This is a genomic window from Vibrio intestinalis, from assembly GCF_025195085.2.
In the GTDB taxonomy this organism is placed as follows: Bacteria; Pseudomonadota; Gammaproteobacteria; order Enterobacterales; family Vibrionaceae; genus Vibrio; species Vibrio intestinalis.
The window spans coordinates 453597-465993 of the sequence record NZ_JANAVY020000001.1; the positions used below are offsets into that span (position 1 = coordinate 453597).

At 45.3% G+C, this 12397-nt stretch carries 10 protein-coding genes; 6 read left to right on the plus strand and 4 right to left on the minus strand.

All coding sequences use genetic code 11. The features are described 5' to 3' along the window. The 3 genes from MU515_RS01960 to MU515_RS01970 are packed head-to-tail and all read left to right on the plus strand — an operon-like array spanning position 1 to position 3118. Positions 1-1305, plus strand: coding sequence for a hypothetical protein (locus tag MU515_RS01960; RefSeq protein ID WP_260258692.1), 1305 nt, complete (start codon positions 1-3; stop codon positions 1303-1305). Continuing rightward, the gene (locus tag MU515_RS01965) at positions 1305-2348 is read left to right on the plus strand and encodes a sensor histidine kinase (protein ID WP_260258693.1); all 1044 of its coding nucleotides are present in this window, start codon (positions 1305-1307) and stop codon (positions 2346-2348) included. Before MU515_RS01960 ends, MU515_RS01965 begins: the two co-directional genes overlap by 1 nt. After that, complete coding sequence (locus tag MU515_RS01970) at positions 2345-3118, plus strand: LytR/AlgR family response regulator transcription factor (protein ID WP_260258694.1); 774 nt, start codon at positions 2345-2347, stop codon at positions 3116-3118. Before MU515_RS01965 ends, MU515_RS01970 begins: the two co-directional genes overlap by 4 nt. 67 nt (positions 3119-3185) lie before the next feature. Here the strand turns inward: MU515_RS01970 and MU515_RS01975 are convergent, their stop codons facing one another. The 4 genes from MU515_RS01975 to MU515_RS01990 form a co-directional block, all read right to left on the minus strand. Continuing rightward, positions 3186-3863: an ABC transporter permease gene (locus MU515_RS01975; protein ID WP_260258695.1), complete on the minus strand. Its 678-nt coding sequence runs from the start codon at positions 3861-3863 to the stop codon at positions 3186-3188. Positions 3864-3869: 6 nt separating this feature from the next. Continuing rightward, the gene (locus tag MU515_RS01980) at positions 3870-4610 is read right to left on the minus strand and encodes an ABC transporter permease (protein ID WP_260258696.1); all 741 of its coding nucleotides are present in this window, start codon (positions 4608-4610) and stop codon (positions 3870-3872) included. Between the two features lie 124 nt (positions 4611-4734). Continuing rightward, positions 4735-5502 (minus strand): ABC transporter substrate-binding protein, encoded by a 768-nt coding sequence (locus MU515_RS01985; protein WP_260258697.1) that lies wholly within the window; start codon positions 5500-5502, stop codon positions 4735-4737. Positions 5503-5579: 77 nt separating this feature from the next. Continuing rightward, on the minus strand, positions 5580-6350 hold the full coding sequence (locus MU515_RS01990) for an ABC transporter ATP-binding protein (protein WP_260258698.1): 771 nt from the start codon (positions 6348-6350) through the stop codon (positions 5580-5582). Between the two features lie 657 nt (positions 6351-7007). On the opposite strand from MU515_RS01990, the gene MU515_RS01995 reads away from it, so the two are divergent. The 3 genes from MU515_RS01995 to MU515_RS02005 all read left to right on the plus strand — a co-directional run bounded on the left by MU515_RS01995 (position 7008) and on the right by MU515_RS02005 (position 12315). Then, positions 7008-8555 (plus strand): DUF3360 domain-containing protein, encoded by a 1548-nt coding sequence (locus tag MU515_RS01995; RefSeq protein ID WP_260258699.1) that lies wholly within the window; start codon positions 7008-7010, stop codon positions 8553-8555. Between the two features lie 315 nt (positions 8556-8870). After that, the gene (gene pflB / locus MU515_RS02000) at positions 8871-11147 is read left to right on the plus strand and encodes a formate C-acetyltransferase (protein WP_260258700.1); all 2277 of its coding nucleotides are present in this window, start codon (positions 8871-8873) and stop codon (positions 11145-11147) included. Positions 11148-11334: 187 nt separating this feature from the next. After that, on the plus strand, positions 11335-12315 hold the full coding sequence (locus MU515_RS02005) for a lipid A deacylase LpxR family protein (protein ID WP_260258701.1): 981 nt from the start codon (positions 11335-11337) through the stop codon (positions 12313-12315). The last annotated feature ends 82 nt before the right edge of the window (positions 12316-12397 follow it).

Sequence of the window (12397 nt, forward strand, 5' to 3'; positions counted from 1 at the left end):
ATGAGAGTCTTGGGACTGATTTCACTCGCGATGTTCGGTGGTGAGCTTCAAGCAGCCATCTCGCCGCAAGTCGATTGGGATTGGGCAACATCCGTTCAGCATTCAAAGCAAAAAGACTCCGCATTCATTAGTGCCGATACAAACTCTACCACTCAGTTTGATGCCCTATTAGACGCGCAAGTCAGCCTAGGAAGCTGGAATGGCTTGTTCACCCTCTATGGCCAGCAGCTCTATAGCGAAGCTGACTATAAACATGGCCTTGATGAACACGCAGACGGCTGGTTTGAAAATGATCATACCGATTTTATCGTTAGAGAACTGGCTTGGCAGGGTGAAATAGCATTCGGAAATGAGAGCATCGATATCACTCTTGGAAAAGTACGCGTAGATTGGGGCGTCGGTTATGGCTATAGGCCACTTGATCTATTCAAACCGTACGCACAAAACCCGATTGGTTTAAGTGTCGAAGAAGGCGCAGTAGTTGGCGCTCTTTCCTACTTTGATCAACTAGGCGAATGGAGCGCTATTTACACAAACTCACATTGGTCTGACCGTGAAGAAAATGCGTTTGCCAAAGCAAACCAACAACAGGGAGCGGGTATCCGACGCTACATATTCTCCGGCGATACTGAATATCAATGGGTAGCATATTATGACGACGTGCGCCGAGGTTTGATAGGCGCAAGTTGGGTAACCGTATTTGGTGAGGAATGGGAGCTACACGCTGAAGGCAGTTGGCAAAACCAATACTTACAATATCAGCAAGCTTCGCAGCCCTATCAACCAGTAGAATTAACTGAGCATAGCAACGCTTGGCAAGGACTAATAGGCTTCACCTACACCAACATGCATGGTCACAGCCTAATTGGTGAGTATTGGTATGATCAACGCGCATGGACAGCATCGCAATGGGAGCAGGCCATTGATCAAGCAGGCAAGTTAAACACATCACCTCAAACCAGCGCGTTGGCAAGCTCTTACGCGCAAGGTCTTAACCATGGCAACATCGCTCAACACACTCTATTGCTTCATTGGAGTTGGGATACCCAAGCATGGGCACAGTGGCAAACTGACGATTCATGGCAATGGCTCACCGATTTCACCCCCACTCTAGATTTGATGTACTCTCCGCAAGATGGCGGCATCATCGCGACACAATGGTTGAATTATCAATGGATTGATACGGGCTCTGCTTCTATAGAACTGGAATTTAGCGCACGGTTTTTGACCGGAGATAGCGAATCTGCTTACGCGCAAATCAATGATAAACGTACACTGACACTCTCGCTTAAAGGGAAGTTCTAATGACATGCTTACGCACTAAACTCACAGGCCGTTGGCGAAATTTCGTCTTTACCACGTTTTTCTGTTTATTTATCGCGGCCACCACTTCAGCGGTTTGGGGCGGCCCCGTGCATGTCCACATCCTTACGAGTCTTGGTTTTGGCTACGGTGCTCTGATCTCTTCGCTGATCTTTGAAACTGCCATGCCTAACGCGTCTCACCGCGCCGAAATTATGGTCTCTTTGGTCAGTGCCATTGTAATTGGCTCTTTAAACGCATGGATTTGGCTAGCTAAGTTTGTCGGCGATGGCCTAGACGGTTTGATGCCGGTCGTTTTGCTTGGCATCATCTTCACCAGTATGTGTTACTACTATTTCCACAACCGCGAAAAGCAAGCGCATGCAGAACGAATTATTGAAGAGAGCAAACGTAAACAAGCGGAACAAGAAAAAGCGCTCATCCTCAGCCAACTGCGTCAAATGCAGAGCCAAATAGAACCGCATTTCTTGTTTAATACCCTTGCCAATATCAGCGCACTCATGGAGCAAGATTCGGCGAAAGCCCGCATGATGTTAGAAAAACTCACCGAGCTTTTGCGAACCTCACTGGCCAACTCTCGTCAATCACACTCTAGCATCGCTAACGAGATTCGCTTAATCGAGGCCTATTTGGCGATTCAGAAAGTCCGTCTCGACCATAGGCTTAACTTTGAGATTAATATCGCCGCCGAACTAAGAGAAATCTCCATTCCACCGATGCTCATTCAGCCCTTGGTAGAAAACGCCATCAAACATGGTATTGAGCCACAAAAACAAGGCGGGACGATTACTATTTCAGTGGAAAAATACACCCAAGATCGTCTAATCATCACAGTGCAAGATGACGGCCTAGGCCTAGAGGCAAGCAGCCAGACTAAAGGTTCGGGGGTTGGTTTAAGCAATATCAAGCAACGAGTGCACGCCCTTTATGACAGTCAGGCTAAAATGTCTATCCAACAACCAGAGCAAGGTGGGTTTAAAGTAACCATCGAATTACCTATGACTAAGGAGCCAAGTGCACTATGAGTTCATATACTGCGATTATCGCCGATGACGAGCCTTTGCTTCGTCATCATCTCGACCGCAGCCTAGGCGAAGTTTGGCCTGACCTTGATATTCTCGCAGCCTGCGAAGATGGCCAGCAAACGTTAGAGCATATTGCCAAACTCAAACCGGATGTGGTGTTTTTAGACATACGCATGCCAGAGCTTGATGGCATGGGCGTCGCCAAGCAGCTTAAGAGTAGCGAGTATCAGCCGTTGATCATCTTTGTCACAGCCTATGACGAATATGCCATCCAAGCCTTTGAGCAAAATGCGGTTGACTATCTACTTAAGCCCATCAACGAAAACCGCTTATTGGAATGTTGTGAGAAGATAAAACGCCGCCTTGCTGAATCTTCTCAGCCTGAAACCCCTGATTTAAGTGCATTAATGGCACAGCTTAGTCAACTTTCATCCCCGACTAAATCTGATTTTCTGACGTGGTTGAAAGCCTCCAAAGGCGAAGATATTCACCTTATTTCGGTCGATGATGTACTGTTTTTTAAAGCCGAAGAAAAATACGTTTCGATTCATACCAATGATCAGCAGGAGTTTCTCATCCGTACTCCACTTAAAGAGTTGCTCACTCAGCTCGACCCTGAACAATTCTGGAAAATCCATCGTTCAACTGTGGTTCGGGTTTCTGCGATAGATAAAGTCAGCAAAGATTTTGCCGGAAGAATGTTTGTCATGCTTGGGCAACATAAATTACCGGTAAGCCGTGCATCGCAAAGCTTGTTTAAAGGCATGTAACAAAAAACCTCTAGCCATTACAGCTAGAGGTTTACGTAATAAGAAAGTTACTTACTGAATCGAACGGTCAACTCAATGGTCTTAGATACGCTAAGAAGCGTTTCTCAGCGACTTTAAACACCCACAAAATAATAAAGGTAAGCGCCATATAGAACATACCCGCAGCGATGAACGACTCAAATGGCGCATAAGCGCGTGAGTTCACCAATCGTGCCGCACCTGTTAAGTCAAGAATCGTTACAATACCTGCTACGGCACTGCCGTGTAACATGAATATCACTTCGTTACTGTACGCTGGCAAAGCTCGGCGTAACGCACTCGGTAAGATAATTCGGTAATAAGTTTTTGCCTTGCTCATACCATAAGCTTTTGCCGCTTCCACTTCCCCTTTCGGTAAGCCATTAATAGCACCGCGAATAATTTCGGCGGTGTAGGCAGATGTGTTCAATACAAAAGCTGCCAGCGCACAGAACCAAGCGTGTTCCCACAAAGTTCCAACCACTGGGAAAAATTGGTTCATTCCGTAATAAATCAGATACAGCTGAACCAACAATGGCGTGCCACGGAAAAAGTAAATAAACGCCCAACTTGGTAACATCAATAAATAGTTAGAGCTGTTACGAGTTATCGCCAAGGGTATCGAGACTGCTAAACCAATCACCAAAGCTAAACCAACTAGCCATGTTGTGGTCCATAGACCTTCGAAATAGAGTGGCAGATTGTCGATAATGATACTGAAATCCATATTCCTCTACCTCGCGTGAATTGAGAATTTACGTTCTACTAGCTTGAGTAAGCCAGTTGAAACACTGGTGAAGAATAAGAAAATGATCGCTACGGCCATATAAAAGGTAAATGGCATCTTGGTGGAGCCAGCCGCTAAAGAGCTTACTCGCACCATATCTTCTAAACCAATAATCGAGACTAGCGCAGTTGTTTTCAGCAGTACTAGCCAGTTATTGCCGAAACCCGGCAGCGCATGGCGCACCATCTGCGGAAATAGAATGCGTCTAAAGGCCAGCGTCGAGCTCATCCCGTAGGCTTTGGCTGCCTCAAGTTCACCCTTATCAACGGCCATAATTGCACCGCGAAAAGTCTCAGCCATGTAAGCACCGAAAATGAAGCCGATCGTCAGAACACCAGCGATAAATGGGCTCACTTCTATATAGTCGGGCAAATAAGCCGTCCACTCATGGCTAGGATCGCTAGAAGTGAACCACTCATTAATGGATTCGTTTATGTAGTAAAGGCCGTTATTAAGTAAGACTTGTCCGCCAAAGAAAATCAGCATCATCAGAACTAAGTCAGGGATGCCACGAATAATGGTGGTGTAGAGGGTCGCAATAGCACGAGCCCAGCGGTAAGGTGCCAGTTTGGCAAGCGCGCCAAGCATACCTAACATCATAGCAAGCAAAAGCGACAGAATGGCAACTTCGATTGTCACCAGAGCCCCTTTAAATATTGAGGCTTCGTATCCTTGAAGATCCAGCATAGGTGAGTTCCTAATCCCTAAACTCAATCGTCGATAGAGCAAGGGCAACTGCCCTATCGACAATCAGTCAATGACGACTGCCGATGACTTCTAGGAACAAATCGGCAATCTATGCGTTGTGGGCTTATTCGCCGTAAACGTCGTAGTTGAAGTACTTAGCAGCGATTTCTTGGTAAACGCCTTTCTCACGTAGAGAAAGAATTGCAGCATCTAGCTTAGCGGTAAGATCTTTGTCTTGCTTACGTACTGCGATACCAAAACCTTCACCGAACCACTTAGGATCAGTCAGTGATGGGCCTACAAACTCGTAGCCTTCACCACCATCTTTGTTAAGTACACCCTCTTCCAGTGCTGATGCATCGCCCAATACAGCTGCGATACGGCCACTTGCTAGATCTAGATATGCTTCATCGAAAGAGCCGTAACGAACGATTTCTACTTTGTCGTAGTTATCTGTTAGGTACTTATCGTGGGTAGTCGCACGCTGAACGCCAATCTTCACGCCGTCTAGGTTATCGAAGTTTAAACCTGCGTCTTTTTTAGCGATGAATTTGTTTGGAATCAGTGCGTATTTGCCCGTGAAGTCGATTTTCTTTTTACGTTCTTCTGTAATAGACATCGCAGCGATGATCGCATCGTACTTACGCGCAAGTAGTGAAGGAATAATGCCATCCCAGTCTTGAGGGACGATCTTACATTTCACTTCCATCTCTTTACACAGCGCGTTTGCCATGTCGACATCGAAGCCTTTTAGTGAGCCGTCAGCTTCTGTCCAGCTGAACGGAGGGTAAGCACCTTCAATACCAAAGCGAACGGTTTTCCATTCTTTCGCTTGAGCCATACCCGTCACGGCTGTAGCTGCGAGAGCTGCTACTACTAACCACTTTTTCATATCCATACTCCTGTGATTTTATTGCTTATAGATGTTGTGTTTGCGCCATCTTCATTTTCTAGCTTAGAAAAGAATGGCTAATAAATTGATGAAATAAATTGTTGTAAGCGTTCTGATTCAGGATTAGAAAATAGCTTGGCAGGATCGCCTTGCTCTTCCACTAAACCTTGATGCAAGAACATTACGTGGTTTGATACGTCACGCGCGAAAGCCATCTCATGAGTCACGACCAACATGGTACGCCCCTCTTCCGCTAGCTCACGCATTACGCCCAAAACCTCACCAACTAGTTCAGGGTCGAGAGCCGATGTGGGCTCATCAAACAGCATCACTTCTGGATCTACGGCCAGCGCTCGTGCTATCGCTGCACGTTGCTGCTGACCACCAGAAAGATGCCCGGGGTAGTAATCTTTGCGCTCATACAAACCGACTTTTTTTAAGAGTAGCTCTGCATTTTCAATTGCTTGCGCTTTCGGTACACCCAATACATGAACTGGGGCTTCGATCACGTTCTCAAGTACGGTCATGTGAGACCAAAGATTGAATCCTTGAAACACCATAGCTAAACGCGAACGAATGCGTTGAACTTGTTTTTCGTTGGAGGGAACGGCTTCCCCTTTGCGGTTGTTTTTCATCTCGATCAATTCGCCATTGACCCAGATTTCACCGGCGGTAGGTGTTTCTAGTAGGTTGATACAACGAAGGAAAGTACTTTTGCCAGAGCCCGAAGAGCCGATAATCGAGATTACGTCGCCTTTATGGGCTTCTAATGAGATCCCTTTAAGCACTTCGTTTTGGCCAAATGTTTTGTGTAAGTCTTTGATATTAAGCGCGGGTACATCTGTCATGCGCTGTCACTCCCTGTGTATTTGTGTGATTAATCAGCGAACGGAGCCAACCAATCTTTATGAGTTCCACTCATATTTCCACTCAAATTAGCACCACTCCAAAACAGATGCAACAAATTATTAACCTAAACAAATGGGATATATAGCTATTTTATATGAGTAAAAATTCATCAATTAGATAAAACAACTTCGCACAATGAATAAAACCCAATAAAAGACACGTACTCAAGCTCTCGTTTGTGTTAACATTTTTGACATAAAAGCAGCCAGTAAACCTTGTTGCATACTTTCAAACCACTGGACAAATAACCATCAAACATCGCTTGCAAAAGTTACAATCTGAAATATTTTTTCAGCATCAAGGAAAAGACTAGCTAAAGATTAACCAAACTGCGTAGTTTTCTTTCACATTCTGTCATAAAGTGATCTAAATCAATCACTCCAAAGGGTTAGCACGTTAAACTCCCCAACAGATAAAAGCCTCAAAAGCGTTCTTTTGTCGGAGAAATCGACTATGTTAAAGCACATAGGTGTCGTGCTTGAAAGACGGCATCAAAAGAGAACTTTGCAGGAAGCTATAGCTTTTACACCAGCGCTTACATAATTCAAATAATAAGCGACCACAAAGAATCACTAACTTTTATATATGAGGAATCTATGTCAGACGCAGTAAATAAGCCGCACTCTGATTCGGATATCGAAAACAAGAGCTATCAAGAGCTGCACCGTCCAGCTTCTGAGTTTGCAAGTCGTTCCGACTACCTAGACCACGAACTGCAAATCATGAAGCCTCGCCGCTTCGGTTTAAACCTTCCAGGTCGTGATTTCCGTTTCGAACTTGAAGATTTAGTTCCAGCTCTTGCAGGTACTATCGGCATCATCGCGATGTACTCTGCGGTAATGATGTCTTGGGCTGAAGGTCTAACCGCAGCTTGGGATCACGTTAATCTTGGTAAAGAGTTCGCTATCGAAGTTGCGCGTGTTGAGATGTTAATTCCAGCACTTCTTTTTTGTATCATTTCTTCTGGTTTCCTCAACCCACGCGCTAACTTAGCCGGTAACCACGGCCCGATGATCCCATTAATCGGCTCTATCGCTCTTGCGGGTGCTCACCCTCTTGCGCTAGCAATCCTTCTTGGTGTATTCGGTCTTCTACTGAGTTACTTCAAAGGTGGTTCTAAACTGGTGAACCTCACCTCTGAAGGTACAGCCGGTGGCTTACTTATCTTCCTTGGTTTTACCGGTACGATGAGCCAAATCGGCTCGATTCAAGACTGGGCAGTTAGCCTACAATCTGCAGATGTTGCATCTGGTAGCATGGGTTACGTTGGTCTTATCGTTCTTGGTATCACTATCGCGATTTACGCTTTCCTTGCAAAAATCAACATGCGTTGGTTAGCGATCCCAGTTTGTGCATTTACTGGTCTAATTATCGCTCTAGTACTGGGCGCAGGTTTTGATCTTCAGTTCGAAACTCAGATGGGTCTACCAAACCTAAACCCTGTTTACTGGTGGGGCAGCGAAACTGAAGGTTGGATGCTTGGTCTTCCAAACCTAAACCACTTCATTGCGTCTCTACCGTTTGCAATTCTTGCAGTAGCAATGTGGTCACCTGACTTCCTAGGTCACCGTATCTTCCAAGAGCTAAACTACCCACGTAAGACTGAAAAAGTTCTTATGGACGTAGATGACACTATGACTATGTGTTCTGTACGTCAGATGGTTGGTACTGCAGTAGGTGGTGGTAACATCACTTCATCTTGGGGTACTTACATGATCCCTGCAGCAATCGCTAAGCGTCCTATCCCAGCTGGTGCGATTCTTCTAGGTGCTCTATGTATTATTGTTGCGATTCTTGGTTTCCCAATGGACGTAGCGGTATGGCCACCTGTAATGCGCGTCGCGCTTCTAGTAGGTGTTTTCCTTCCTCTACTTGAAGCTGGTATGCAAATGGTTAAAGATACTAAAGACTCACAAGCTGCGGGTATCTGTATCTTCGCTTCTGTTGTTGCTAACCCTGTTCTTGCTTGGGCACTAACTATGTTCCTAGACAACAACGGCCTAATCGGTGACAAAGAACGCGCATCTCGCCTATCATTTGCAGACAAGATCATCATCCCTGTAGGTGTGTTCGTTGTCTGTCTAATCGCAATGCTTGCGGTTGGCATGCTTGAAGGCCAATACGGCATCAAAGCGTGGCTATAATTTATAGTCTATAACTTGTGGGGAAAGCGCAAAGCGCTTTCCCTATTCTTTCAAAAAATTATCAACTTTTTTTATGATTTATTGATTTAGTTTAAGGTTTGCAATTTTTTTTTAGTTTACCCTTGAATCTGTATCATAAAGAACCCACATTATTGTTAGTGACAATTTCTATAGGTTTGTGATCGTTTGATGCAAATGATCAGTAAGGCTATACATATTGTTATTCATTAAGAGTGTACTGTTCCTCTTACCGAGGATAGCTGGCTCAACGGCGAAACCAGTACGTGTTTTTTCTACTAAAAAGGTAGGTATGTCATGGCAGAGCAATTTGCTAAAGCTTGGGAAGGTTTTGCTGAAGGTGATTGGCAAAACGAAGTAAACGTTCGTGATTTCATTCAAAAGAACTACGCACCGTATGAAGGCGACGAATCTTTCCTAGTTTCTGAAGGTACTGAAGCAACTAACAAGCTTTGGGCTAAGGTAATGGAAGGTATCAAACTGGAGAACTCAACTCACGCTCCTGTTGATTTCGATACTTCACTTATCTCTACCATCACTGCTCACGATGCAGGCTACATCGAGAAAGACCTAGAAACTATCGTTGGTCTTCAAACTGAAGCTCCTCTTAAACGTGCAATCATGCCTAACGGCGGTGTACGTATGATCGAAGGTTCTTGTAAAGCTTACGGTCGTGAACTTGACCCACAAGTTTCAAAAATCTTCTCTGAGTACCGTAAAACACACAACCAAGGTGTTTTCGATGTTTACTCTCCAGATATCCTAAAATGTCGTAAGTCTGGTGTTCTAACTGGTCTTCCTGACGCATACGGCCGTGGTCGTATCATCGGTGACTACCGTCGTGTAGCTCTATACGGTGTAGATTTCCTAATCAAAGACAAAGTAGCTCAGTTCCACTCAACTCAAGAACAACTTGAAGCGGGTGATGATCTACAGATGACTATGCAGCTTCGTGAAGAGATTCAAGAGCAGCACCGTGCACTAGGTCAAATGAAAGAAATGGCAGCTAAATACGGCTACGACATTTCTGGTCCTGCGACTAACGCACAAGAAGCTATCCAGTGGACTTACTTCGGTTACCTAGCAGCTGTTAAATCTCAAAACGGCGCGGCTATGTCTCTAGGTCGTACTTCTACGTTCCTTGACGTTTACGTTGAGCGCGATATCGCTGCTGGCATCATCACTGAAGAACAAGCTCAGGAAATGATCGACCACTTCGTAATGAAACTACGTATGGTTCGCTTCCTACGTACTCCTGAGTACGATGAGCTATTCTCTGGCGACCCAATCTGGGCAACAGAATCTATGGGTGGTATGGGTGTTGACGGTCGTACACTAGTTACACGTACTAACTTCCGTTTCCTAAACACACTATACACAATGGGTCCTTCTCCAGAGCCAAACATCACTGTTCTTTGGTCTGAGCAACTACCTGACGGCTTCAAGAAGTTCTGTGCGAAAGTATCTATCGATACTTCTTCAATCCAGTACGAAAACGATGACCTAATGCGTCCAGATTTCGACAACGATGACTACGCTATCGCTTGTTGTGTATCGCCAATGGTTATCGGTAAGCACATGCAGTTCTTCGGCGCTCGTGCAAACCTTGCTAAAACGCTTCTTTACGTTATCAACGGCGGTGTTGATGAGAAACTGAAGATGCAAGTTGGTCCTAAAGCTGAGCCAATGACTGACGAAGTTCTAGACTTCGACAAAGTTTGGGCTGGTCTAGACAACCTAATGGATTGGCTAGCTAAGCAATACGTGACTGCGCTAAACGCAATCCACTACTCACACGACAAGTACAGCTACGAAGCAGCGCTTATGGCTCTTCATGACCGTGACGTTCGTCGTACAATGGCTTGTGGTATCGCTGGTCTATCTGTTGCAGCTGACTCACTATCTGCAATCAAACACGCGAAAGTTAAACCTATCCGTGACGAAGATGGCATTGCAATCGACTTCGAAATCGAAGGCGACTACCCTAAATTTGGTAACAACGACGCACGTGTTGATGACATGGCTTGTGAACTTGTTTCTAACTTCATGGGTAAAATCCGTAAGCTTAAGACTTACCGTGATGCAATCCCTACGCAGTCTATCCTTACTATCACATCTAACGTTGTGTACGGTAAGAAAACTGGTACTACACCTGATGGCCGTAAAGCAGGCGCTCCTTTCGCTCCTGGTGCTAACCCAATGCACGGTCGTGATGAGAAAGGTGCTGTAGCATCTCTAACATCAGTAGGTAAACTACCGTTTGCTGACGCAAAAGATGGTATCTCTTACACATTCTCTATCGTACCAAACGCACTAGGTAAAGAAGAGAACTCTCAACGTTCTAACCTTGCAGGCCTAATGGATGGTTACTTCCACCACGAAGCTGGCATTGAAGGTGGTCAACACCTTAACGTGAACGTTCTTAACCGTGAAACTCTAGAAGACGCAGTTAAGCACCCTGAGAAATACCCTCAGCTAACAATCCGTGTATCTGGTTACGCTGTACGCTTCAACTCTCTAACTGCAGAGCAACAAGCTGACGTAATCGCACGTACTTTCACTGAGTCTCTATAATTCTCAGCTGAATAGATAACAAGAGCCCCGCTTTTTAGCGGGGCTTTTTTTGTTTCTAGCAAGCAGCACTTACGCATGATAAGACCTAGCGCACATGCCGAAAGTTTATTTGCGCTACTTCTCATTTTGTATAGTAAGATACCGAGCTGTTATCTATTTGTCTGCACAGTTGCGAACTGAATTACCAATGAAATTATCACGTTACCTTCCCCTTTTATTACTCGCCTCTGCTGCAAGCAGTGCTTCAGAACGTTCAACCGTTGCTTTTAGCCTCGACAACGATGGCCTATTTGGGGTTGATAAAGATTACACTAACGGCATTTTCCTTAGTTATACCTCTGGTGCAATTCAACCAAACTGGCTGACAACGCCATTTAGCCTTTCGCTATGGGGTGCATCCTCTTTAGATAAAGTTGAATTTGTACTCGGCCATAAAATGTATACGCCATCTGATATTGAAGCGACGGTTCCTCTAGCAAATGACCGTCCTTACGCGGGTTTTCTGCACGGTGAGCTCAACTACATTAGCCTTAACCCACAGCAAGCACAGCGCTTCAACTTTACCTTTGGTACAACAGGTGAAAGCTCATTAGCTGAGCAAGCTCAAGACATCGTGCACGGCATTACCGGCTCTGATGAGCCCAACGGCTGGGCATTCCAGGTGGGTGATGAGTTTGTGGTTAATGCCGGTTACTTGAGCCACTTCAACTGGTATCGTGACCGCTCTATCGCTAATACAGATTTCGAGATCTCCAACGTTTCAGAAGTGAACGTGGGTAACTTCCGCAGTGATGTTTCAACCGGCCTAATGCTACGCTGGGGTACTGACCTTGGCGGCAATATGGGCGCGGCGAATATCGATACTGAAAACCCGTTCCGCCCTGGTATGCTTGGTGGTTCAAACAACGGTTGGTTCGTCTTCCTTGGCTTAGAGGCTCGTTACCGATTCAACGATATCACCATTGAAGGTGATCGCCCGGGAATTACTCATCCAGAACTGTATGAAGTAACCCTAGAAAATAACCAAGCGACTGCGGTTGCTGGTGTTGCTTGGTACAACCAATCTTTTGGCGCTAGTTTAACCACAACCGTGAAAACGCCGGACTATAAAGAAGCGACGACTTCTGTCTACGGAACGGGTGGACTTTCGCTCTTTGCTTTCTTCTAGAAACGCGCAAAACACTTCTTTGAGCCACAGCATAAGCTGTGGCTTTTTTGTCCTCAAACCTATCATTTTGTTACATAATTAC